The organism is Vibrio mytili (genome assembly GCF_049563345.1).
In the GTDB taxonomy this organism is placed as follows: Bacteria; Pseudomonadota; Gammaproteobacteria; order Enterobacterales; family Vibrionaceae; genus Vibrio; species Vibrio mytili.
This window is the reverse complement of sequence record NZ_CP110481.1, coordinates 446420-472855: the sequence shown is the minus strand read 5'-3', so window position 1 is coordinate 472855 and position 26436 is coordinate 446420. Positions and strand designations below refer to the sequence as shown.

At 45.7% G+C, this 26436-nt stretch carries 16 protein-coding genes and 1 other annotated feature; of the genes, 8 read left to right on the top strand and 8 right to left on the bottom strand.

Annotated elements, in window-relative coordinates; all coding sequences use genetic code 11:
* Positions 1 to 120: 120 nt before the first annotated feature.
* From thrC to thrA, 3 genes are read right to left on the bottom strand one after another with little or no spacing between them, the layout of a single operon-like run.
* Positions 121 to 1401, bottom strand: a complete 1281-nt coding sequence (thrC, locus tag ONE56_RS02180; protein ID WP_423840181.1) for a threonine synthase — start codon at positions 1399 to 1401, stop codon at positions 121 to 123.
* On the bottom strand, positions 1398 to 2354 hold the full coding sequence (thrB, locus tag ONE56_RS02175) for a homoserine kinase (protein WP_331438121.1): 957 nt from the start codon (positions 2352 to 2354) through the stop codon (positions 1398 to 1400). Before thrB ends, thrC begins: the two co-directional genes overlap by 4 nt.
* Positions 2355 to 2373: 19 nt before the next feature.
* Positions 2374 to 4833: a bifunctional aspartate kinase/homoserine dehydrogenase I gene (gene thrA, locus ONE56_RS02170; protein WP_423840180.1), complete on the bottom strand. Its 2460-nt coding sequence runs from the start codon at positions 4831 to 4833 to the stop codon at positions 2374 to 2376.
* 50 nt (positions 4834 to 4883) lie between these two features.
* Positions 4884 to 5001, bottom strand: a sequence feature (Thr leader region).
* 533 nt (positions 5002 to 5534) lie between these two features.
* On the opposite strand from thrA, the gene ONE56_RS02165 reads away from it, so the two are divergent.
* Entirely contained in the window at positions 5535 to 6005 is a 471-nt protein-coding gene (locus tag ONE56_RS02165) for a ribonuclease regulator (protein WP_331438086.1), read from the top strand.
* Here the strand turns inward: ONE56_RS02165 and ONE56_RS02160 are convergent.
* Positions 6002 to 6484, bottom strand: coding sequence for a putative 4-hydroxy-4-methyl-2-oxoglutarate aldolase (locus ONE56_RS02160; protein ID WP_331438087.1), 483 nt, complete (start codon positions 6482 to 6484; stop codon positions 6002 to 6004). The genes ONE56_RS02165 and ONE56_RS02160 overlap by 4 nt on opposite strands.
* Before the next feature lie 53 nt (positions 6485 to 6537).
* Positions 6538 to 6945 carry a DUF3293 domain-containing protein gene (locus tag ONE56_RS02155; RefSeq protein ID WP_423840179.1) on the bottom strand — a complete coding sequence of 136 codons (408 nt, stop codon included), beginning with the start codon at positions 6943 to 6945 and terminating at the stop codon, positions 6538 to 6540.
* A 361-nt stretch (positions 6946 to 7306) separates the two neighbouring features.
* Here ONE56_RS02155 and arcA point away from each other — a divergent pair, with 361 nt between their 5' ends.
* Entirely contained in the window at positions 7307 to 8023 is a 717-nt protein-coding gene (gene arcA / locus ONE56_RS02150) for a two-component system response regulator ArcA (RefSeq protein WP_041156946.1), read from the top strand.
* A gap of 109 nt (positions 8024 to 8132) precedes the next feature.
* On the opposite strand, the gene ONE56_RS02145 is transcribed toward arcA, so the two are convergent.
* The 3 genes from ONE56_RS02145 to ONE56_RS02135 form a co-directional block, all read right to left on the bottom strand.
* A complete protein-coding gene (locus tag ONE56_RS02145) occupies positions 8133 to 8588 on the bottom strand; it encodes a hypothetical protein (RefSeq protein ID WP_423840178.1) in 456 nt (151 codons plus the stop codon).
* Between the two features lies 1 nt (position 8589).
* Positions 8590 to 10941, bottom strand: a complete 2352-nt coding sequence (gene arcB, locus ONE56_RS02140; protein ID WP_423840177.1) for an aerobic respiration two-component sensor histidine kinase ArcB — start codon at positions 10939 to 10941, stop codon at positions 8590 to 8592.
* Positions 10942 to 11199: 258 nt separating this feature from the next.
* On the bottom strand, positions 11200 to 12150 hold the full coding sequence (locus tag ONE56_RS02135) for a TIGR01212 family radical SAM protein (RefSeq protein WP_423840176.1): 951 nt from the start codon (positions 12148 to 12150) through the stop codon (positions 11200 to 11202).
* A gap of 551 nt (positions 12151 to 12701) precedes the next feature.
* Between ONE56_RS02135 and gltB (ONE56_RS02130) the strand changes: the two genes are divergently transcribed.
* From gltB (ONE56_RS02130) to mtnN, 6 genes are all read left to right on the top strand, one after another.
* Positions 12702 to 17240 carry a glutamate synthase large subunit gene (gene gltB, locus ONE56_RS02130; protein ID WP_041156943.1) on the top strand — a complete coding sequence of 1513 codons (4539 nt, stop codon included), beginning with the start codon at positions 12702 to 12704 and terminating at the stop codon, positions 17238 to 17240.
* Positions 17240 to 18709: a glutamate synthase subunit beta gene (locus tag ONE56_RS02125; RefSeq protein ID WP_041156942.1), complete on the top strand. Its 1470-nt coding sequence runs from the start codon at positions 17240 to 17242 to the stop codon at positions 18707 to 18709. Before gltB (ONE56_RS02130) ends, ONE56_RS02125 begins: the two co-directional genes overlap by 1 nt.
* Positions 18710 to 19159: 450 nt before the next feature.
* A complete protein-coding gene (gene gltB, locus ONE56_RS02120; protein ID WP_041156941.1) occupies positions 19160 to 23623 on the top strand; it encodes a glutamate synthase large subunit in 4464 nt (1487 codons plus the stop codon).
* A gap of 21 nt (positions 23624 to 23644) precedes the next feature.
* Complete coding sequence (locus ONE56_RS02115; RefSeq protein WP_331438093.1) at positions 23645 to 25057, top strand: FAD-dependent oxidoreductase; 1413 nt, start codon at positions 23645 to 23647, stop codon at positions 25055 to 25057.
* A 189-nt stretch (positions 25058 to 25246) separates the two neighbouring features.
* A complete protein-coding gene (locus ONE56_RS02110; RefSeq protein WP_041156940.1) occupies positions 25247 to 25675 on the top strand; it encodes a DUF1499 domain-containing protein in 429 nt (142 codons plus the stop codon).
* Between the two features lie 63 nt (positions 25676 to 25738).
* On the top strand, positions 25739 to 26434 hold the full coding sequence (gene mtnN / locus ONE56_RS02105) for a 5'-methylthioadenosine/S-adenosylhomocysteine nucleosidase (protein ID WP_041156939.1): 696 nt from the start codon (positions 25739 to 25741) through the stop codon (positions 26432 to 26434).
* Positions 26435 to 26436: the final 2 nt, after the last annotated feature.

Sequence of the window (26436 nt, the reverse complement as noted above, 5' to 3'; positions counted from 1 at the left end):
AGAGAACCGACGGTAGATTAAGAAACGGCGCTCATGGAGCGCCGTTTTTGTATGCTATAGCAAAATTAAAAAGGTGGAGATTAACTCCACCTTTGCTTTATTACTTTGTTATGTTTCGGCTTATTGCACTCGACGTAACACGGCTTTCAGAGCATCAAAGTTCGCATCTAAGTCTTCAGACAGCAATTCCATCACAGCATGCTTCGCCAATGGTGCAGGCAATTCAATATCTGAGTCCAGGATCTCATCCACAACTTCTTTAAACTTCGCAGGGTGGGCTGTACATAAGAACAGACCAGTTTCTCCAGCCTGAAGTTGCTCATCCAAAACACGGTAAGCAATCGCACCGTGTGGCTCACATAAGTACCCCAGTGAATTAAGCTCTTTTACGGACTCTGCACTTTGCTGATCAGATACCGCACCCTTGCCGAGCGTTTCCAAGCCCCACTCTTTGACGCGACATAGCTCTTCAATACGTGGCCAGTTATTTGGTTGGCTCACATCCATTGCGTTAGACGTGGTTGCAACAGTTGGTTTTGGATCCCACTGCCCTGTTTCCAAGTAGCGCGGTACAGTATCGTTTGCATTAGTTGCAGCGATAAAACGCTTAATAGGCAAACCAAGCGCTTTTGCCAGCAGACCTGCCGTTAAGTTACCAAAGTTACCACTTGGTACAGAGATAACGAGATTTTCTCGCTCAGCTTTGCTCATCTGTGCAGCCGCTTCAAAGTAGTAGCAGATCTGCGCCATTAAGCGACTGATGTTGATCGAGTTAGCGGAGTTAAGACCGATTTCTTCACGCAATTCCGCATCATCAAACGCTTGCTTTACCAGTGCCTGACAAGCATCGAAGTCGCCATCGATCGCGACAGTGTGAATGTTCTTACCGAGGGTACAGAAAAGCTTTTCTTGCAGCGGGCTGATCTTGCCTTTCGGGTAAAGAATCACGACATTGATGTTTTCCATGCCGTAGAAGGCATGGGCAACGGCCGCGCCAGTATCACCAGACGTAGCAGTAAGAATGGTGATCTTACCGCCGTCTGATACCGCTGCCAGTGACTGAGCCATAAAGCGGCCACCAAAGTCTTTAAATGCTAAGGTTGGGCCATGGAAAAGCTCTAGCGCATACACACCATCTTTGACTTGTTTGATAGGGGCTGGGAACTGAAAAGCCGCATCAACCATAGCGTTCACTTGATCCTCTGCTAGCTCATCGCCAATCAATGCAGACAGAATTTTGGTGCTACGAGAGACAAAGTCTTCTTCAAGCAGCGCATCAATATCATCAAATTTTGGTAATTCCGATGGAAAAAACAGGCCTTGATTACGACCTAATCCCTGGCGAACGGCTTGGCCAAAAGATACTTGTTCATCATTTTCTTTTATATTGTAAAGCTTCATAGCTCACTTCCTGTAACAATCGAACCTTGCTTGTCCAGTCGACAAACGTGGACGAATCCTTCTTCATTTTGTACGTAATTTTGTTCAAGCCAACGAGCGACTCTTTCAGCGACATCTTTTTCTTTGCATACACTGAACAGTGTCGGACCACTGCCAGAAATGCCAGTTGCTAATGCACCTGCAGATGCAGCGTATTGACGCGCATTGGCAAAGCCTGGTAGCAGTTTCTCACGATACGGTTCTGCGATCACGTCTTTGATCATTTTCGCAGCAAGTTCTGGCTGACCAGAGTGACACGCGTGAATAAAGCCTGCAAGGTGGCGACCATGAGCAATAATATCTTGTCGACGGTATTGAGATGGTAGGATCTCTCGTGCCTCGGCAGTGGAGACTTTAATACCAGGGTAAGCCATCACCCAGTACCAGTCATCAAAGCATGGTACTTCCTGACTAATAATACCAAGCTCTTCAAGCATCAGCTGAACGCCACCTAAATAACAAGGCGCCACGTTGTCATAATGGATACCGCCAGAAATCTTGCCTTCCATTTCGCCCATGAGGGCTAATAACTCGGTTTCATTTAGCGGTTGACCATGAAAGCGGTTCAACGCGTCTAACGCAGCGACAATTGAACAAGCACTAGACCCAAGACCCGATCCAATTGGCATATTCTTTTCTAGCGTCATTTCCAGAGGTTTAAGCTCAACACCTTTTTTATCTAGCTCACGAGCAAACACCACCCAACAATCGTAAACGATATTCTCTTTTGGCTCTGTAGGTAACTTCGAGACAAAGTTACCTGCTGTATTTAAACTGAATGGTTCAGAGCCAGATTTTACTTGTACTCGATCACCCAACAACGTGCCATCAATAGGAGAGACAGCAGCCCCCAGAACATCAAATCCGACGCTAACATTACCAATTGATGCTGGGGCATACACTACCACACTCATATCACTTGAACTCATTCCGTTATACCCCTAGTTTCCAACCTAAAGTTCGCATCACATCTGAAAATACGCCCGCGGCGGTCACTTCAGTACCTGCACCGTAACCACGCAGAACCAATGGAATTGGCTGATAGTAACGGCTGTAAAACGCCAGTGCATTCTCACCATCTTTGATTTTGAACATTGGATCATTTTCATCCACGGCGACCATGCTCACCTTACATTTACCCTCGATGATCTCACCGACGTAACGCAAAACTTTGCCTTCTTCCGCAGCTTTTGCAACAAGATCTTTAAAGTACGCATCGGCTTCTGGTAGACGTGCCATAAACTCATCAACACTGCCTGAGTCATCAAAACCAGGTGGCAGTGCTTGATCGACAACAACGTCTTCAAGCTCCAGTGACATTCCCGCTTCACGAGCTAAAATGAGTAGCTTACGGGCAACGTCCATTCCTGATAGGTCATCACGTGGATCTGGCTCAGTAAAGCCATTTTGTTTCGCAATATTGGTTGCGTCACTTAGGCTCATGCCTTCATCTAATTTACCGAAGATATACGACAATGATCCTGACAAAATACCGGTAAATCGTTCCAGCTCGTCACCTGCTGAAATCAGGTTTTGCAGGTTCTCGATAACTGGAAGACCCGCACCTACTGTTGTCTCGTACATTAATTTACGGCGTGAGTTACGCGCCACATCACGAAGCTGATGGTAGTACGCCATACTGGCAGTATTGGCTTTCTTGTTCGGTGTAACAACGTGGAAACCAGCCGCGAGGAAATCTGCATATTGATTCGCGATATCTTCACTAGACGTACAATCGACCAAAACAGGGTTGATGATGTGGTTGCGTTGCACCAAAGCAATCAAGCGAGCTAGGCTAAATTCTTCTGTTGTTGCAGACATGCGATCACGCCAATGTTCCAGCGGTAACCCTTCACTATCGAGCAGTAAGCCTTTGCTGTTCGCCAAGCCACAAACGCGAATAATAATGCCTTTCTCGGCCAGTTTCGCTTGTTGACGCTCAATCTGATCCACCAGCTCACCACCAACGCCACCGACACCGACAACGAATACGTCGAGGAAGTGTTTCGAGTTGAACAGGTTCATATGACACGCTTTGATCGCCTCAGAGATCTTATCTTCTGGGATAACAGCGGAAATGGCTCGTTCAGAGGAACCTTGCGCAATCGCCACAATATTCACGTTCACTTCCGCCAGAGATGAGAAGAAGCGTGAAGCCACACCACGTGAAGTACGCATGCCATCACCGACTAACGTCACGATAGCAACGTTATCCATGAACTCAACCGGCTCTAACAAACCATCTTTCAATTCCAGTTCAAACGACTCAGCCAATGTCTGCTGCGCTTTCGCTTTATCTTGAGCTTCAATACAGAAACTGATGCTGTATTCAGAAGAAGATTGAGTAATCAACACGATAGACACGCCAGCCGAAGACATGGCACCGAACACTCGGCTTGCCATCCCGACCATGCCTTTCATACCCGGACCAGAGACATTGACCATAGTGAGATCATTCAGTGTCGTAATACCTTTGATCGCCAGATTGTCTTCACCCGTATCTTGACCAATAAGCGTACCAGCACCTTGAGGGTTGAAGCTGTTTTTGATTAAGCATGGGATATGGAATTGCGCAATAGGTGCAATGGTTTTGGGATGAAGAACAGAAGCACCGAAGTAAGACAACTCCATGGCTTCTTGATAACTGAGTGACTTCAGCAAACGGGCATCTTCAACCAAACGAGGGTCACAGTTGTATACGCCATCCACGTCAGTCCAAATCTCGCAGCAATCTGCGCGCAGACATGCGGCTAATACCGCTGCCGAGTAATCAGAACCGTTGCGACCTAAAGTAACCAGCTCGCCTTTTTCGTTGCCAGCAGTAAAGCCAGGCATAATGTTGACATGACCTTGAGGAAGCGGTCTCTGACGGAAGTTTTGTGTTGAAATATCCACATCGACCATCGCTTCAAGGTGATCGCCTTGTGCATAGAGGTATTCAACGGGATCGATGAGGCTCGCTTGCTGATCTTTTGCTTCAAGGACGGCTTTCATCAGTTGAATCGATACACGTTCACCTTTGCTGATAATACGTGCGTTAACGTTGTTTGGGCACATACCAAGCAGTCCGATACCATGCACATACTGACGTAATTGAGAAAGCGAGGTTTTAACTTGGTTATCGTAGGCGGTACCATCCACACCTGGCAAAACAGATTGAATCTCGGCTAACAGCGTTTTAAACGACTCTTCCAGCTCATTGATTTGCAACTCTGCTTCACCATTACGCAAAGCGCCTTCAATTACGGCAACTAGCTTATTGGTTGTTTTACCTGGTGCAGAGAGCACCACGGCCACTTCTTCTTGTTGAGCGTTATTGGCAATGATATCTGCCGCTCTTAAAAAGCGATCTGCATCAGCCAATGATGAGCCGCCAAATTTCAATACTCGCATCCCTTCCTCCGGTATTTCTTAAACCTGTCTAAATTCTGTATTTAAAAGCATAAAAAAAGGCCTGTATCTTGTTGGATACAGGCCTTTTTCGTGAATTTCTTTTCGCTCAGCAGCCTGCCCCAACATGTGTAATGTCGGTAATAATAATGGTGGTGATAACGAGGCTGTTTAATGACATAAATATATCTTTACTGCTGATTGTGTTTGCTTACCTCTACGTTTACCGAGTTTCTGATTCATAGTCAACAAAAAAATGTTTGTTTTCCGGTCTTCCAGAGATTCATGCTATTCAATCTCACTGATAATTAAACAAAAATTCACGTACATAACCCGACTCAAATACTTAGTGCTGACAAAGCGACATAGGTGACGAGCGGCTACAATTTGAAATTCGAGTGAGGTATAAAAAGCGCCATTATCGACGGTGACAAACGAGAGCAACTCTCGCAATCAATACGATCAACCTAGTTACCCTGTTGAATTGAGGTCGTATTGAGCACTCTGAACGTATGCTTACGGGCAAGATCACACTACGAGACATTACGATCAACAGGTTGCAACTTTGTAACTGTGATCGGTATTCATAGGTATGAATTATTGATAAAATAAATAAGCTAACTTGCTTACTATATGCTTTAATAGTGGAAAGCTTTTAGATAAAAAAGCAATGATAAAAACAATGCACACAAGGAGTGGTGAACATGAAAAAATGGCTTTTTCTGTTTCTTTTCTTTGTGCCTGGCGTTTGTCTAGCGACCGATCTTCCTCCTCTTCCTGGACAGGTATCCCCTTCTCCACACAAATTATTTATTTCTAGTGAGAGTTATCAGAACGATAGTTTTGACGTATGGAATATCGATGGCGGCTATTCCTACGAACTTCTTGATTCTGTTGATCTTTACGTGGGTGCGCGTGTCAATAACTCACCTACCAACAATCAAAGTGGATTTTTAAGCGGTGTAAGTTATCATTTTAACGATCGAATCACGGTTAAAAGCACAGTACGATCATTTAGAAATGAATCGGATGAGAGAGTGAATGAAGAAGAAAGTGGCCTTGCTGCCGAAGTATCAAGTCGAATGAAGATCACCGATAAACTGGATCTTCACGCTACTGTTGATTACCAAGACTGGCAACAAGGCATTGAGGTAGGATTAGGGTTTCGCTTCTAAATTTCGAGCCTTTGTCTAGATATCAACACGCCGTTCCAATCCGCATAAACGTAGTGTTTCGGTTGAACAATTTGATTATTCATCGTTAACGTTACGTTGACTTCTCCCATGCCGCGCTTCTCTGTTTTAAACGGACATGTACCTAGAGCCTGTATACCAATGTCCATTTGCGACATTTGCGCTACATCGCGAACCGCACCGTATACAATAATACCTTCCCAACCATTCTCTATACCGAGTATCGCGAGTTGATCGCCTAATAGTGCTTTTTGACAAGAACCGTGACCATCGACAATCAAGACTTTACCTGTCCCATCCTGCTCCAAAACTTCACGTACTTTTGAGTTATCTTGATAACAGCGCACTGTCACTATTTCACCGTGAAAAGCACTGCGTTGACCAAAGTTCTGCAATGGTAAGCTAAGTAAGGTAACTTGATCTTCAAATTGATCACAAATGTCTGGTGTTATATCGATCATATTTCCTCCGTGATTTTACCCACCCGAGTGAGACTCCAGCGAGTGATATCCTTTTAAACGAGTCGCTCTGTAATCTCTCCGATTCTATGTTTTCGGTCGGGGTCAGAACAGGCAACGAGATAGAGAGTTCCATTCTCTACGTAATAAATGGCGTACTGATGAAATGCTTTGGCTAAAGAAGTCGCGGACGCTAAAGAGGTTTCAACGGCAAAACTTTCTTCTTTCCATTCGAAGTCGCTATCACCAACAGTAACTGGGACATATTTCTTGTGTGTTAATCGTTTCTCTAGCGCTTGATTACTGATGATATTCTCTTCTTTTGACCGCAGTTTACTGTATGGGTTCCAAGCCGTTATCACAACATAACGTGGCGCGTCCCATTTACTATCAAAACGAAAAAATGATTGTGAATAAGCATTCCACAACTCTGGTTCAATATTCGTATTGTTTTTTTCTATCATAACTCTTAAACAATTAGTAACAGTTGCATTTCATCAATTGATGTAAATCAACAAACTGCATGGAATTAACATTTGAGCATTGTTAGCATGCTGTTAACAATATAAAATCCGCTCCAAGTCTCAGGGTGTTTACAGTCCACGTCACGTAGATTTTAAGGTATGGAGTGTAAACAACCCAACAAGAATAAATTTCGTCATCATAGTTTGGTGAGTTGGTAAAAACCCATGGAGGGCGGTTAACAGAAAGAAGTGTATTTTTGATTAAGTTGATTTATTATCAAATTTACATTACCTGTATGTTATATTTTTGCCTAGAATTTATTCTATTAGCACAATTTTGTCACAAATTTAGGTACCGCCAATGCAAACCCCGCAGATCCTTATCGTTGAAGATGAGCAAGTAACTCGTAACACTCTTAAGAGTATTTTTGAAGCAGAGGGATACGCTGTTTTTGAAGCCAGTGACGGTGAAGAAATGCACCAAGTTTTGTCTAACAACTCCGTAAACTTGGTGATTATGGATATTAATCTACCAGGCAAGAATGGTCTTTTGCTTGCACGTGAACTTCGTGAGCAAGCCAACGTCGCTCTGATGTTCTTGACTGGTCGTGACAACGAAGTAGATAAAATCCTTGGCCTAGAGATTGGTGCTGATGATTACATCACTAAACCATTTAACCCACGTGAATTGACTATTCGTGCACGTAACTTATTGAGTCGCTCAATGAGCAGCAACGCGGTTCAAGAAGAGAAACGCTTAGTAGAAAAGTACGAATTTAACGGTTGGGTTCTCGATATCAACAGTCGTTCACTCGTCAGTCCTGATGGCGACAGCTATAAATTACCTCGCTCAGAGTTCCGTGCTCTGCTGCACTTCTGTGAGAACCCTGGCAAGATCCAAACACGTGCCGACCTTCTGAAGAAGATGACAGGTCGTGAGTTAAAGCCACATGATCGTACGGTTGACGTAACCATTCGTCGTATTCGTAAACACTTCGAGTCGGTATCTGGCACGCCAGAAATTATCGCGACGATCCATGGAGAAGGCTATCGCTTCTGTGGTGATCTAGAAGAGTAATGGCTCGTACTATCGTCTAGATAAAACATCAACTAGATAGAAAACGTCCAGATATTCCAAAGGCTGACTCTAAATGAGTCGGCCCTTTTTTGTTATGAAGACTGCGCCGTTAATAAACTTTGTTCACCTTTACAGATTTCTCAACTAGCCAACGCTTTTTACCCGCATCATCCAACAATACAGCCAAATCGACATAACGCTCCGTATTAATTTCGATATCTGATGTGAATACCACTTCCCATTCGTTTTCACTGTGTGTTCTAGTATCGAGATCCGTTGCATTTAACGTCCATTCTGAATGGCCTTGCTTGAGAATAAGGGACTCTACTGTGAGGTTAGCTGGCAACTGCTGCTCAGACTGAAGCGCAAGTGAGCCGTGAATACTCTGACTCTGCTGTTGCTCTTCACCCACTGTCGGCATCAGATTAACCCAAAGATAGCTATTCAGCTCAACATTAACCCGATTAATGATAACCTGACTATTTTGCAACCAATTTACCTCAGGTATAGAACCACAACCCACCAAAACTGCAACTGAAAAAACCACTGGGGCGAGTCTTTTCATATTAATCCTTCTGCTCCAACCAATTTTTTAGCACTTGAATATCATTCTTGTATTCATTCTTTATCTCTTCAACCCAATCGGAAATATTCTCCCACCAAGCTGGCATATTTGGAGACTGCGCTTTTTGTGCAACACTTTGAATCCGTTTTAAACCAATCGAACCTGCGGCACCTTTAATCTTGTGAGCCTCAGAAACAATGCCATCTTTGTCTTTAGCGGTCATGTTAGAGTCGAGTACCTGGAGGTAATCCGGCATCATTTCTTCAAACATCGTTAGGCTATCATAGACAGGCTTAACACCAACAATATCCACGTAAGACTCTAACATATCAAGATCAAGCAAGTGTGTCTCAATCAATGGAGAGGAAGTTGACTCCACTTCCACTTCGATTTTCTCCAACGAAGGGACACTTTCTTCGCTAGAGATAAAGAACTTGTCAATAACCGATTGAATGGCGTTCACCGCTAGTGGCTTGCTGATGGCATCATCCATCCCATTGTTTAGATACTCACGACGATCTTTGATGACATTAGCGGTTAACGCAACGAGTGGGGGCAGATTGTCGTAATGATCTCGATAATATTTCGCTACCTCAAAGCCGGTCATATCAGGCAACTGGATATCAAGTAAAACAAGATCATATTGGTCAGGCACAAAATTAACCAACGCTTCTTGGCCTGTCATCGCAACCGTGACAGTATGCCCAAAACTTTCCAATAGAGACTTCGCGACCGTAACATTAAGCTCAATGTCTTCAACCATGAAAATATTCAAATGTAGATTGCCTAGCTGCGCCTTATTCGCGGGTGTTTTCAACTCCACGACGGGAACATGAATCGAGATAGTAAAAGTGGTACCAAATCCCTCTTCACTGCTTACGGTAATATCACCATCCATCAAGTTAATCAGTTGCTTGGACACGGAAAGCCCAATGCCTGTTCCTACAGCATGAAGATTATCTTTCCCTGATTTCACTTGGTAATACATGGCGAAAATCTTATCGATCTCTTGTTCTGGAATGCCAATTCCTGTGTCTTCAACTTCGATGATGATGGTCGCGTAGTCGTCTTCAATATCGGCACTTACGGTCATGACAACGCCACCTTCTTTGGTGAACTTCATTGCGTTACTCACTAAGTTCCAGATCACCTGACGCAGTCGAGTGGCATCAACTTCAATCGCTTTTGGCAGTTCACTAAGCCGCTCTAAATCAAACCGCAACCCTTTTTGCTCAGCCATTAAGGCGGAGATACTTTCAATTTCAGCGACAAAATCATCGAAATTAAGGGGCTCTGGTAATAACTCCAATTTGCGACGGTCAAATTTATCCATGTCGATGATGTCATTAAAAATATTGCCGAGTGTGATAGCACTGACATTTATCGTTTGCATGTGCTTACGCTGCTCGTCTGTCAGTTGACTATCGAGCAACATACGGCTTAACCCTACAATGCCATTCAATGGTGTACGCAGTTCATGGCTGATCGTAGAAATAAACGTGGTTTTATCACGGCTGGCTTTTTCTAACGACTCTTCATGGCGTTTACGCTCGGTGATATCTCGACCAAACCCAACCAAACCAAGGTGGCGACCATCTTTGCTGTAGAAAGGCACTTTACGTAACTCAAAGTAATGCTTACGACCATCAGGGTATTCCAACCACTGCTCATAAGTGATTGCTTGGTTGTCGGTAAAGACTTTTTGATCGGTGTCCACAATCGGCTGAGCCACTTCCTTGCTGTAAACATCCCAAGGGCTTAACCCTACCAATTGATGCTCTTTCTTACCTGTCAGCTCTTCCATCGCTCGGTTACAACCCGAAAAGATGCCGTCCGCATTGCGGTAATAAATCAAATCAGGAGAAGCATCAATAAACGAACGCAATAATGCGGTACGCTCTGCGAGCTCCAACTGGGTACGCTCACGCTGAAACACCTCATTTTCAAGATCTTGCATCGCTTCTTCACGTGCTTCTTCCGCTTTAATTCGTTCTTCGATTTCTTGATTTAGCTTTTCTATGTTCTGCTGTAGTTGGGCATTGAGTTCTTGGTCACGTGAGCGCATATCTTTCAGTTTCGAAACCAGCTTAGTAAGCCTTTGCCGTGATTCTTCTAATTGGTCCACGACCACCGATAAAAAGTAAACCGCCCAAGGCGTGATCAGCAGACCAAAAAAAACGGAACGGACGATATCAATATTATCCACTCGCCCCTTTAGAGCGAGGGTAATACCAACTTGAACGACAACGGCTAAAGCGACCAATGCTAAGGCAAGCAATATTGAAAAGCGGACTATCCCCAGTTTAACCAGCAGGTCGACATAATACTGGGCGAGATTCTTCATGGGCTTCATTCACGACTCCAAGGGGCAACTAAACATCCATCCCTGATGGTGGGGAGCAAACAGACATAGAGCTTGAAAGTAGATGCCTGCAAATAACGGAAACATCACGTAGGCGATCGAACTGCACTTCAGGGGAGTGAGCGACAAATACCACGCATCAGCAGTTTAACTTGTTTGCGAGTGGGAGTTAAACCGCTTGCTCTCAACTTAGAGTAAGCGGTCACAAAGCGAGGAAGTAGAACATGGTTAAAACGGCTATTGAAGGTATTAGCCTGAGGTTTTTAGGAGTTCTGGTTTCGTGTACACAAATGCTTTCCCGGTCAAACAGCCCTGAGCACCATCTTTATCCAATGCGCGACCGATTTCCGTCATCGCCAACCAACGGTTCTCGCACCACAATGGTGAAAGTAAGGTCGGGCGCCGAGCCGCCGAAGAAACTCGGTGGTAAATGACCTCCGGAGGCGTCATTCGAATCAGCTCACTTGCGATGGAGACATACTCTTCCAGCTCTGGCGCGTCGAGTTTTCCTGCACGCCAAGCTTTAGCCATGGTGCTACCTTCTACAATGTGTAAGCCGTGTAATTTTATCCCATCCGTACCGACTCCAAGGACCTGATTCATGGTGTCTATATTATGCTCTCGCGTTTCTTTAGGAAGACCGACAATTAAGTGGGTGCACACTTTAATCCCTAAGGCGCGTGCGCGTTGAGTAATTGCGGCATAACATTCAAAGTCATGACCACGGTTAATGTGTTTTAATGTGGCGTTGTGAGCAGTTTGCAATCCGAGCTCAAGCCAAATTTCATAACCTTGATTCACGTATTCAGACAATAGCTCCAGTACGGTATCAGGGACACAATCAGGACGAGTACCAACGCATAACCCCACAATATCTGCCGCTTTTAGCGCTTCTTCATACATTGCTTTCAATGCCTGAACTTCTGCATAAGTACTGGTATAAGCTTGAAAATAAGCTAAGTATTTTTTCGCACGATTAATTTCACCTGCGCGATCTTGCAGTTGATCATGAATACTTTTGATCTGTACAGTTTCATCCGCAAATGACGCCACGTTACAAAACGTACATCCCCCACGTCCAATCGTGCCGTCTCGATTAGGGCAGCTGAATCCGCCGTGCAGGGTCAACTTATGGACTTTTTCTCCATAACGACGCTGAAGATCTTGACCTAGTGTATTCACCAATTCATGTAACTGCATATACCCTCACCACAAACACGAAACGCAATCACTCTCACTACGTTTTGTGTAAATTAATTACATCACTGCAAGAAAAAGCAAATAATACTAATCAATTAAAACGGAGCTGATTTAGGTCAAAATCAATAAACCTGCATAAATACATACAAAAAGCGTCAATGTTGCGCAAATGTTAATGACAAAATGCATATTTAGACGAAAAAATTGCGTCACAAAGGCGACTTTTCATTGCATTTTGAAGTAACAAAATTGTAGGATACTTACACAAACCCCTCCATTTTGTGGTTTTTACTACACTTTGGACCTTGGGATTTGTCGGTGATATCTCACTCCTACCTATATAAATCACTATGAAGTGAAAATAAATCAAGGGATATCACTAAGGAATGTTTTTCTCGCAATACTTTTCTGCGAGATACGGAAAGGAATCAACGCTGGTCAACCTCGGCTAGTGGCGAATCATAAATATAAAGGACAAGGCGCAAAATGTGTCACGGTGGACTCTGTCCGCAGGGATTTTTGCGCCAACATTGAACTGGAAGGACGTATCTATGGTAAATAGAGAGCAAAGTTCACAAGGTCTATATACTCCTGAGCTGGAGCATGACGCTTGTGGAATCGGTTTTGTTGCTCACCTTAAAAACCGTAAATCTCATGATGTTGTAACTCAAGCACTCGATATGCTTGCGCGTATGGAGCACCGCGGTGGTCAAGGTTGTGACCCATGTAGCGGTGACGGCGCAGGTATTCTGCTGCAAAAACCTCATGAATTCCTATTGGAAGAAGCCGTTAAGTTAGGCATTAAACTGCCTTCTTTCGAAAAGTATGGTGTGGGTGTCGTTCTTTTCCCTAAAGACGAATACAAACGCGAACAATGTCGAGATATTCTGGAGCGTAACGCTAAGCGTCTCGACCTTGAAGTGATCGGCTACCGCGTACTACCAACCGATAACTCAATGATCGGCGCGGATCCATTAAGCACAGAGCCTCAATTTGAACATGTGTTTATTTCTGGCGGTCCTGGGATTACACCAGAAGAGCTTGAGCGCAAACTTTACGTGCTGCGTAACTACACAGTACGCGTGTGCTTAGAAAGCGTTTCAAATATCGGTGACGACTTCTACATTAACTCAATGTCTTATAAGACCATTGTGTACAAAGGTCAGCTAACCACTGAGCAAGTACCACAGTACTTCCTCGATCTGCAGAACCCAACGATGGTGACAGCTCTTGCGCTGGTGCACTCTCGCTTCTCTACCAATACGTTCCCAAGATGGCGTCTGGCACAGCCTTTCCGCTACATTGCACACAACGGTGAAATCAACACAGTTCGCGGCAACTTGAACTGGATGAAAGCCCGTGAAGCGATTCTAGAATCAGACCTGTTTACTCAGGCAGAGATCGACATGCTCCTTCCTATTTGTCAGGAAGGCAGCTCAGATTCATCAAACTTTGATATGGCGTTAGAGCTCCTGGTTCTTTCTGGTCGTAGCCTGCCACATGCATTAATGATGATGATCCCTGAAGCATGGCAAGAAAATAAAAATCTGGATCCAAAACGTCGCGCGTTCTATCAGTACCACGCAAACATCATGGAACCATGGGATGGCCCAGCATCTGTCTGTTTCACCGATGGTGTTCAAGTGGGTGCAACGCTTGACCGTAATGGTCTTCGCCCGTCACGCTACACCGTGACTAAAGACGACTTCCTCGTAATGGCGTCAGAGTCTGGTGTTGTTGACATCAAACCAGAGAACGTTGAGTTCCGTGGTCGCTTACAACCAGGACGTATCTTTGTTGCTGACCTAGAGCAAGGCCGAATCATTTCTGATGAAGAAGTGAAAGACACCATTGCGACGGCACAGCCATACGAAAAATGGGTTGAAGACAACCTTCTGAGCCTGAAAAAACTGCCTGAAGCCAGCAACCAGTTTAGCCAGCCTAAACCAGAACATCTTTTGCATCGTCAACAAGCATTTGGTGTCAGCAGCGAAGAAGTGAACGAAATTATCGTCCCAATGGCGAACGATGGTAAAGAGCCACTTTCAGCAATGGGCGCCGACTGGCCGTTAGCGGTACTGTCTCACCAGTCTCAACATTTATCTCACTACTTCAAGCAGTTGTTTGCACAAGTTACCAACCCACCGATCGATCCGATCCGTGAACGTATGGTGATGTCGCTGAACACTTACTTAGGTAAAGATCAGAACTTATTGACGGAGACGCCACTTCACTGTCAAAAAGTAGAGCTTGAGTCTCCAGTACTCGCAAACTCTGAACTCGAGAAACTGCGCGCGATTGATAACGAGCACTTACAAGCGAAGACTTTGGATATCGTTTTCCAGGCGAGTGAAGATAAGGGCAAACTCGAGCGTGCTCTGAAGCGTATCTGTCAATATGCGGAAGACGCGGTTATCGATGGTTACTCCATCATCTTACTGACAGACCGTGCGGTAAACTCTAACCACGCAGCGATCCCAGCGATGCTTGCAGTGGGTGCTGTTCACCACCACCTGATCCGCAAAGGGTTACGTGCCAAGTGTGACATTGTTGTAGAAACCGGGGACGCGCGTGAAACGCACCATTTTGCAACATTGCTAGGCTATGGTGCCAACGCGGTTAACCCGTACTTGGTTATCGAAACCATCATTGATCTGCAACGCACTAAAAAGCTTGATCCTGAAGCAAACCCTAGAGATCTATTCGATAACTACCGTAAAGCAATTAACGGCGGACTATTAAAGATCTTCTCAAAGATGGGTATCTCAACCTTGCAATCATACCATGGCGCGCAGATCTTCGAGGCACTTGGTATTCACAAGTCGGTGGTTGATAAATACTTTACTGGTACGGTTTCTCGCATTCAGGGCCTGACTCTGGACGATATCGCCAAAGAAGTCGTCGTTCGTCACCGCATTGGTTACCCGCAACGTGAAATTCCAATTCAAATGCTGGATGTGGGTGGCGTGTACCAATGGAAACAGCGTGGTGAAAAACACCTCTTCAACCCAGAAACGATTTCTCTGCTGCAACAATCAACTCGTAACAAAGACTATGATCAGTTTAAGCAGTACGCGAGTGCGGTTGATAAACAAGGCGATGACGCGGTTACTCTGCGCAGCCAACTTGAGTTTATCAAAAATCCAGCAGGCTCAATTTCTATCGACGAAGTTGAACCAATTGAAAGCATCGTAAAACGCTTTGCAACAGGTGCGATGTCATTTGGCTCGATTTCCTACGAAGCACACTCAACGCTTGCCGTTGCAATGAACCGCTTAGGCGCGAAATCTAACTCAGGTGAAGGTGGTGAAGATCCAATGCGCTTTGAGCGCAAAGAGAATGGTGACTGGGAACGCTCGGCAATCAAACAGGTTGCTTCTGGCCGTTTCGGTGTAACCTCTTACTACCTGACTAACGCTGAAGAGCTTCAAATTAAGATGGCTCAAGGTGCAAAACCAGGCGAAGGTGGTCAGCTACCGGGTGATAAAGTTGATGATTGGATCGGTGCAACACGTCACTCAACTCCGGGCGTCGGTTTGATTTCTCCACCGCCGCACCACGACATTTATTCAATCGAAGATTTAGCTCAGCTGATCTACGATTTGAAAAACGCCAACCGCGCGGGCCGTGTTAACGTAAAACTCGTTTCTGAAGCAGGTGTCGGCACGATCGCATCTGGCGTTGCCAAAGCAAAAGCAGACGTGGTTCTGATTGCCGGTTTCGATGGTGGTACGGGTGCATCACCAATGTCGTCAATTCGCCATACTGGTCTTCCTTGGGAGCTAGGTCTGGCAGAAACGCATCAAACACTACTGAAAAACGGCCTACGTAACCGTATCGTTGTGCAAGCAGATGGTCAGATGAAAACACCTCGAGACCTTGCTATTGCAACCTTGCTCGGTGCAGAAGAGTGGGGTGTAGCAACGGCCGCATTGGTGGTTGAAGGCTGTATTATGATGCGTAAGTGTCATAAAAACACTTGTCCTGTTGGTATCGCTACACAAAACAAAACGCTACGTGAGCGCTTTGATGGTCGCGTAGAAGACGTGGTTACCTTCTTCCAATACATGGCGCAAGGTATGCGTGAAATCATGGCTGAACTCGGTTTCCGTACGATCGATGAAATGGTCGGTCAAGGCAAGAAACTGCGCCTACGCCAAGATATTTCTCATTGGAAATACAAAAACCTCGATCTGTCTCCAGTACTACACGTAGAACAACCACGTGAGTCAGACGGTATCCACAATCAAACGCAACAGAACCACAACCTGGAATCTGTACTTGACCGTAAACTGATTCAAGCAGCAATCCCTGCACTTGAAAAAGGCGAAGCAGTTAACGCCGAGTTCCCTATCGTCAACACGGACCGCTCTGCAGGTACCATGCTGTCGAACGAGATCTCGAAAGTGTACAAAGACCAAGGTCTGCCGCAACCAATGAATGTGAAGTTCAAAGGTTCTGCTGGTCAGTCGTTCGGCGCGTTCCTAGCCAAAGGCGTGAAGTTTGAAGTCGAAGGCGATGCTAACGACTACTGGGGTAAAGGTTTGTCTGGCGGTACTTTGGTACTGTACCCAGACGCTAAATCAAGCATCATCGCAGAAGACAATATTATTGTTGGTAACGTATGTTTCTACGGTGCGACATCTGGTGAGTCGTTCATTCGCGGTATGGCTGGCGAGCGCTTCTGTGTTCGTAACTCTGGCGCGAAAGTTGTCGTCGAAGGTATTGGTGACCACGGTTGTGAATACATGACGGGTGGCGCAGCGATTATCCTTGGTTCAACAGGTCGCAACTTTGCGGCAGGTATGAGCGGCGGTGTGGCGTACGTATGGGATAAATCAGGTGACTTTGAGTCAAAACTGAACCCTGAACTCGTTGACCTCGATCCTATCGAACAAGAAGACAAAGATTTCTTACTCGACATGTTAACCAAACATGTCCAATTCACAGGAAGTGAAGTGGCGAAGTCTTTCCTAGACAATTTTGAAGCAAGCTTAGCCTCTATAATCAAGGTGATGCCGCGCGACTACAAAGCGGTACTTCAAAAGCGTCAGGCGGAAGCACAACAAACTGAAGCGGAGGCAGTATAATGGGTAAGCCTACTGGATTTTTAGAGCATGGTCGTGAACTTCCACAAAAGATCGACCCAGCTGAACGTATCAAGAACAACAAAGAGTTCGTTCTGAACGAGGAGTTTGGTAGCAAAATCAATACTCAGGCTTCTCGCTGTATGGATTGTGGCGTACCGTTTTGTCATAACGGCTGCCCTATCGGCAACATCATCCCAGAGTTCAACGACGCCGTTTATCGTGATAGCTGGGAAGAAGCGTGGAACATTCTAAGCTCAACCAATAACTTCCCAGAGTTTACTGGTCGTGTCTGCCCTGCGCCATGTGAGAGTTCTTGTGTACTTGGTATCAACCAAGACCCAATTACTATCTGTAATATTGAAAAAACCATCGTGGAAACGGCGTACCGAGAAGGATACGCCAAACCAAAAACACCACGTTCCCGCACGGGCAAAACCGTTGCTATTATTGGTTCTGGCCCAGCAGGACTTTCTGCAGCAGAACAGCTCAACAGTGCTGGGCACTCTGTGACCGTCTTTGAGCGTGATGAAAAAGTCGGCGGTCTATTGCGCTTTGGCATCCCAGACTTCAAGCTCAGCATGGAAGTCATTGATCGTAAGATCAATCTAATGGCAGAAGCGGGCGTTGAGTTCAAAGTCAATCAACATATCGGTGTTGACGTCAATGCTCAGCAGTTGCGTCAAGAGTACGACGTGGTGCTACTTACTGGTGGTTCTACCGTTCCTCGTGATCTTCCCGTTCCAGGTCGTGAACTCAATGGCGTCTACTTTGCAATGCAATTCTTAGCGCAAAACAACCGTCGTGCAAATGGTATGGATCTGAAAACGGAAGAAATTCATGCTGCAGGTAAACATGTCGTTGTGATCGGTGGCGGTGATACAGGCTCTGACTGTGTGGGTACCTCTAACCGTCATGGTGCAGCGAGCGTGACTCAAGTTGAGATCATGCCGATTCCACCAGAAAAACGTCCGGCAAATATGCCATGGCCGCAATACCCAATGATTCTTCGTACTTCAACATCACATGAAGAAGGTGTGGATCGTCATTGGAACATTCTAACCAAAGAATTCATCGGTAATGATAAAGGTGAAGTGACGGGTTTACGTATTGCAGACATCGTGTGGGAAGATGCAAAACCTGGTGAGCGCCCAAGCTTCAAAGAAGTGGAAGGCAGTGAGCGAGTGATCCCATGTGATATGGCATTCTTGGCCATGGGCTTTTTACACCCAGAGCCAACTGGCGTATTAGCTCAATTGGACATCGCTCTTGATGAGCGTGGAAACGTTGCAACGCAAGACTTTGCTACCAACCAAGAAGGCGTCTTTGCAGCTGGAGACATGCGTACAGGCCAATCTCTTGTTGTTCGCTGTATCAACGAAGGTCGAGAATGTGCTCGCGCAGTCGATGCTTACCTAATGGGTGGCACACAACTGGAAGCAAAATCTGATTCAATGATGCTTTCAGCATAGAGGGAATGGTTACATTCATTCCCCTTCTTTCTTAGCCTCTCAATCCGCTATCGAGATATTAATGATTGATAGTTGAGGCTAAGAAAGATAAACAAATCCTTCCAATATTTCGATTTTGACCAGCATCTTATGCTGGTCTTTTTTATGTCTATCAGAATCAAATGTCAGTTGTTTGTATGGCTTAGTTTCATATCTATTTGAAATTATTCATTTATTACAGCGAATTTCACGGTAAATTCCACATTCACGTGATTATCTACTAATAACTTGACCTTTCCTATAATAAGCTATAGCTTGTGACGTTAATGAAAATAAAACACATGGATTTTGTTAAGAGTTTTCATACCACTTAATGAATATAAAAAATAAAAATGACAGTTAGTCATCATTATCAACGTAAGCAGTGTTGATGTGCCTGCCAGCAGGCAGGTAAGCAAAGGGAGAATTGCAATGGCTCTTTATGATCCTAGTCTTGAAAAAGACAACTGTGGATTTGGCTTGATCGCACATATGGAAGGCGAGCAAAGCCACAAGCTGGTTCGTACAGCAATTTCTGCACTTGACCGCATGACTCACCGTGGTGGCATCGCCGCCGATGGAAAAACCGGTGATGGTTGTGGTCTTCTATTACAAAAGCCCGATTCCTATTTACGCTTGGTCGCTGAAGAAAGCGGCTTTAAGCTCGGCAAGCAATATGCGGTTGGAATGATTTTCTTTAGCCAAGATCCGGTTAAAGCCCAACAAGCTCGTGACATCATTAATAAAGAACTCTCTCAAGAGACACTGACTGTTGCTGGTTGGCGAGAAGTACCGACAAATTCTGCCGTACTTGGTCCGATCGCGATTGCTTCTGTGCCGAATATTCAGCAAGTCTTTATCTCGGCACCAGCGGGATGGCGTGAGCGCGATATTGAACGACGCCTGTACATTGCCCGACGCCGAATCGAAAAACAGATCTCCAACGATCGTGACTTCTATATCTGTAGCCTGTCAACACAAGTATTAGTTTACAAAGGCTTGTGTATGCCCGCAGATTTACCTCGCTTTTATTTGGATCTTGCGGATCTTCGCATGGAGTCAGCAATTTGCTTATTCCACCAGCGTTTTTCAACCAACACTCAGCCTCGCTGGCCTCTTGCTCAACCATTTCGTTATCTTGCTCATAATGGTGAGATCAACACTATCGAAGGTAACCGTCAGTGGGCACGAGCGAGAGCGTATAAATTCGCGTCTCCACTGCTGCCTGATCTGCAAACCGCCGCACCATTTGTCAATGAAACAGGCTCAGACTCTTCCAGTTTAGATAATATGCTTGATCTCTTCTTGGCCGGAGGCATGGATATCTTCCGAGCTATGCGCATGCTTGTGCCGCCAGCATGGCAAAACCATCCAGATATGGATCAAGATTTAAGAGCGTTCTACGATTTCAACTCAAAACATATGGAACCGTGGGATGGCCCGGCGGGGATCGTATTATCAGACGGTCGCTATGCGGCCTGTAACCTTGACCGTAATGGTCTGCGTCCTGCACGCTATGTGATAACAAAAGACAAACTGATCACGCTCGCATCAGAGGTCGGCATTTGGAACTACGCACCGGATGAAGTGGCGAAAAAAGGCCGCGTTGGTCCCGGTGAACTGTTAGTCATCGATACCCGCAAAGGCAAACTATGGCAGTCGAGTGAAATCGATAACGATTTAAAATCTCGACACCCATACCGCGAGTGGATGGAAAACAACGTTCGGAAATTAACGCCATTTTCTGAACTGTCTGATGCGCAAGTTGGCGAGCGCAACTTCAATGAAGACGAGCTCAATACGTATCAAAAACAGTTTGCAATGACCAACGAAGAAGTTGATCAAGTTCTACGTGTACTGGGAGAAATGGGCCAAGAAGCCGTTGGTTCGATGGGAGACGATACACCAATGGCGGTGCTTTCCTCCAAAGAGCGTTTAGTCAGTGATTACTTCCGCCAGAAATTTGCACAGGTAACCAACCCACCGATCGATCCATTACGTGAAAAACACGTCATGTCCCTGGCGACCAGTATCGGTCAAGAGATGAATGTTTTTTGTGAAACAGACGGACATGCTCATCGCGTCACATTCGATTCACCCGTGTTGCTCTATTCGGACATGCAACAATTGCTTGGGCTGAGCGATGATCACTACCGCAATACCATCCTTGATATTAACTATGATCCTAACGAGAAGGATCTCAAGCAAGCGCTGAATGATTTATGTCATCAAGCAGAACAAGTGGTGCGTGAAGGAACGGTTCTCGTTGTACTTTCTGACCGTGCCCTCGTAAAAGGAAGACTGCCAATTCCTGCGGCCATGGCAGTTGGTGCAGTACAAACTCGATTGGCAGAAGCGAACTTACGTTGCGATGCTAACATCGTTGTTGAAACCGCCACCGCTCGCGATCCACACCAATTCGCAGTATTGCTTGGTTTTGGTGCTACCGCAGTGTATCCATACCTGGCTTATGAAGTGCTTGGTAAGATGATAGACAGTGGTGCGCTGGATAAAGACTATCGTGACGTGATGCAAAATTATCAGTACGGCATCAATAAAGGGCTGTACAAAATCATGTCGAAGATGGGTATCTCAACTATCGCATCCTATCGCTGCTCTCAATTGTTTGAAGCTGTCGGCTTAAGTCAGGAAGTCGTTGATTTGTGCTTTAGAGGTGTTGCTACTCGTATTGAAGGGGCAAACTTTGAAGACTTCCAACAAGACCTGATTAACTTATCGCGTAAAGCATGGACAAAACGTAAGTCTGTGGATCAAGGCGGTTTACTCAAGTACGTTCACGGGGGCGAGTATCATGCTTACAACCCAGACGTCGTCAGTACATTACAAACCGCCGTAAAATCCGGTGAAATCCATGACTACCAAACCTATGCCAAGCACGTAAACCAACGCCCGGTCGCCATGTTGCGTGACTTAATGACGCTGAAAAAGTCTGACACACCGTTACCACTCACCAAAATCGAACCTCGCGAAGAGCTATTTAAACGCTTCGACTCTGCAGCCATGTCCATTGGAGCCTTAAGTCCAGAAGCACATGAAGCTCTTGCGATGGCGATGAACCGTCTTGGTGGTTACTCTAACTCAGGCGAAGGGGGTGAAGATCCGCGTCGTTTTGGTACTGAACGTAACTCACGCATCAAGCAAATAGCGTCAGGTCGATTCGGTGTGACACCACACTACTTAACCAATGCCGATGTACTGCAAATCAAAGTCGCACAAGGCGCAAAACCCGGTGAAGGTGGCCAGCTACCAGGACATAAAGTCACCGCAGAAATTGCCAAGCTGCGTTATTCGGTTCAAGGGGTAACACTCATCTCCCCTCCTCCACATCACGATATTTATTCGATTGAAGATTTGGCCCAACTGATTTTCGACTTGAAACAGGTGAACCCAAACGCGCTTGTTTCCGTCAAGCTAGTTTCCGAACCAGGTGTCGGCACCATCGCCACGGGCGTTGCGAAAGCGTATGCCGACCTCATTACAATCTCAGGGTATGATGGAGGTACCGCAGCCAGTCCGTTAACCTCGGTCAAATATGCGGGGTGTCCATGGGAACTTGGCCTCGCAGAAACTCAGCAAGCATTGGTCGCCAATGGTTTACGTCATAAGATTCGTCTGCAAGTCGATGGTGGCTTAAAAACAGGCTTAGATGTAGTGAAAGCCGCGATTTTAGGCGCAGAGAGCTTTGGTTTTGGTACTGCACCGATGGTCGCGATGGGATGTAAGTTCTTACGGATTTGCCACCTTAACAACTGTGCGACAGGCGTTGCAACTCAAGATGAAACGCTACGTAAAGAGTACTTCAAAGGCTTACCAGAGATGGTCATCAACTACTTTACTGGCCTTGCAGAAGAAGTACGTGGATTACTCGCTGAGCTGGGGGTCGAGAAACTTACTGATTTAATTGGCCGCACTGACCTCTTAGAAACCTTAGAAGGCTTTACTGCTAAGCAAACCAAGCTTGATCTGTCCAATATTTTAGAGGCACCAGTCTCTCCGCAAGCACATCCACTATTTTGGACAGAACCCAATGCGCCATTTGATAAAGCCGAGCTAAATCAGAAAATAGTCGATGATGCGATGGATGCCATTGAAAAACGCCAATCAGCAAGCTTCTTCTATAATGTGATCAATACTGATCGCTCTGTGGGAGCACGTTTATCAGGTGAAATAGCTAAACGCCATGGCAACCAAGGTTTAGCCGCCTCTCCAATCAAAATCTATCTTGATGGTACCGCTGGTCAGTCGTTCGGTGTATGGAATGCGGGCGGTGTCGAGCTATACCTAACAGGCGATGCTAACGACTACGTCGGTAAAGGTATGGCAGGCGGAAAAATTGTCATCAAACCACACCTAGGAACCGCGTTCAAATGTAACGAAGCGACCATCATCGGTAACACCTGTTTGTATGGTGCTACAGGCGGGAAATTGTTTGCTGCTGGGACGGCAGGCGAACGATTTGGCGTTCGTAACTCAGGGACCATAGCCGTGATAGAAGGCGCAGGCGATAATGCCTGTGAGTACATGACTGGCGGTATCGTCGCGATTCTTGGTGCAACTGGCGTTAACTTTGGTGCCGGCATGACGGGTGGTTTTGCTTACGTACTTGATGAACACAAAAACTTCGAGGCCCGAGTCAATAATGAATCGGTTGAAGCCATCTCTCTGTCGGATTTATACATTCACCAAGAACACTTGCGCGGCTTGATTGCAGAGCATTTAGAAGAAACTGGTTCTAGCCACGCTGAGTCTATTTTGGCGAACTTTGATGAATGGATTCCAAAGTTCTACTTGGTGAAACCTCAAGCAGCCGATCTTAATACGCTGCTGGGCCACCAAAGTCGTAGTTCCGCAGAACTGCGTGTTCAAGCGCAATAATTCATGGAGGATGTTTGAATCATGAGTCAAAATGTTTATCAATTCATCGATGTGCAACGCGTAGATCCAGCGAAAAAACCAATAAAAATTCGTAAGATTGAATTTGTTGAAATCTATGAGCCTTTTACTAAACAGCAAGCCACGGCGCAAGCTGACCGATGCTTAGACTGCGGAAACCCATACTGTGAATGGAAATGCCCAGTACACAACTATATCCCGCAATGGCTCAAACTGGCCAATGAAGGGCGGATTATTGAAGCGGCAGAGCTATCCCATCAAACCAATAGTTTACCGGAAGTATGTGGAAGGGTTTGTCCACAAGACCGCCTCTGTGAAGGTTCATGCACGCTCAATGACGACTTTGGTGCTGTCACCATAGGTAACATCGAAAAGTACATTAACGACAAAGCATTTGAAATGGGCTGGAAGCCTGATATGTCCAAAGTAGAATGGACAGATAAAAAGGTCGCCATCATTGGTGCTGGACCAGCAGGGTTGGCCGCCGCAGATATTTTGGTACGCAATGGCGTGAAGCCTGTTGTGTTTGATCGCTACCCTGAAATAGGTGGCTTGTTGACCTTTGGTATTCCATCTTTCAAGCTCGAGAAAGGCGTGATGGAAAACCGCCGCAGAATTTTTACCGATATGGGCGTCGAGTTCCGCATGAATGTCGAAGTCGGTAAAGACGTTCAAATGCAAGAGCTGATTGATGAGTACGACGCGGTGTTTTTAGGCGTTGGTACCTACAAAAACATGCGAGCGGGATTAGTAAACGAAGATGCGCCCGGTGTTTATGACGCTCTGCCGTTTTTGATTTCTAACACCTATAAAGTGATGGATCTGAAAGACGACCAGCCCTTTATCGACATGGCAGGGAAAAAGGTCGTGGTTCTCGGTGGTGGAGATACCGCCATGGACTGCGTACGAACCTCTATTCGTCAAGGAGCCGCAAATGTCATTTGTGCCTATCGTCGTGACGAAGCAAACATGCCCGGCTCACGTCGAGAAGTCAAAAATGCCAAAGAAGAAGGCGTCAACTTTATGTTCAACCTTCAACCTCTTGGTGTTGAAGTGAATGCATCCGGCAATGTATCAGGGGTTAAAGTGGTCAAAACGGCGCTTGGTGAACCCGATGAAGCTGGCCGACGTCGCCCGGAACCTGTCGAAGGCAGTGAACACGTCTTAGCGGCTGATGCGGTGATCATGGCCTTTGGTTTCCAACCTCACCAAATGGATTGGCTCTCACCCTTCAACGTCGATCTCGATCAATGGGGACGTATTAAAGCGCCACTTGAGCAAGAGTTTCAGTATCAAACCAGCAATGCAAAGATCTTTGCTGGGGGCGACGCCGTGAGGGGGTCTGACTTAGTGGTCACAGCCATTGATGAAGGACGTAAAGCAGCAGAAGGTATTCTCGATTACCTTGAGGTCTAGCGCCCAAAAAAACCATAAACGCAGACAAAGGATCCTCAAAATGGATCCTTTTTGCTTTTATTCCATATATCTTTATAGCACCTCCTCGCGCTTGGTTCAGAGATAAGTGAAAACACTCTGAATTCTGCATTTAGAACTTGTGTGGGTATAATGATTAACTTAGGCTTAAAGCGATAAGGAATCGGTACAATGAAAGCCATCACTCTCCTTTCCATTACTTTGCTCGGTCTAACCGCCTGCAGTCAAGGAGTCACGACTATGCCAGATCGCACTCAATCCCCCTGCGGTGACAAACCAAACTGTGTCTCGACGCTAGATAAACGCGAAGAACATTATCTTGAACCGTTTATTCTGACTGACTCTGCCACACTCAATGCAATTGAAGAGGCCGCTTTAAAGCTTCCCGGCGCAAAAACAGCCGAAAAAGAAGATAACTATCTCCGCATAGAGTGCACATCGAAAATTATGCGCTTTGTGGATGATCTTGAACTCAAAATGGATGGAGAGACACTGATCGTACGGTCAGAATCCCGCGTCGGTTATTCTGATTTTGGCGTCAACCGAAAGCGCGCAAACCAATTGCGAGCCGAACTATCTAAAGCCGCGCTCATCAAATAGAAAACTGCTACCGGGGAGTGCTATACTCTCGGCGATTAAATATTTTACTTTAAAGAGAGTGTTATGAAAGTTGGTATCATCGGAGCGATGGAACAAGAAGTGGTTATCCTAAAAGAAGCAATGACAAACTGCCAAAGCGTCAATAAAGCAGGTTGTACTTTCTTTTCTGGCCAAATTAATGATGTCGAGGTGGTATTACTTCAGTCAGGTATTGGCAAAGTAGCAGCAGCAGTAGGCACAACGATACTTCTTGATGAATACCAACCCGATGTTGTAATCAACACTGGCTCTGCCGGTGGTTTTGACTCGAGCCTCAATTTAGGTGATGTTGTCATTTCCACAGAAGTCCGCCACCACGACGCTGACGTTACCGCGTTTGGTTACGAAATCGGACAAATGGCAGGTCAGCCAGCCGCGTTCAAAGCCGATGAAACGCTGATGGATCTTGCTGAGAAAGCACTGGCGCAGATGGAAAATACTCATGCTGTTCGTGGTTTGATCTGCACTGGTGATGCGTTCGTTTGCACCGCAGAACGTCAAGCGTTTATTCGTCAACACTTCCCGTCGGTGATTGCGGTTGAAATGGAAGCGTCCGCTATTGCGCAAACCTGCCACCAATTCAACACTCCATTTGTTGTTGTACGTGCAATCTCTGACGTTGCAGACAAAGAATCACCCATGAGTTTTGAAGAGTTCCTGCCTCTTGCAGCGAAAAGCTCTTCTGAGATGGTCTGCAAAATGCTGGATCTTATTAAGTAAAC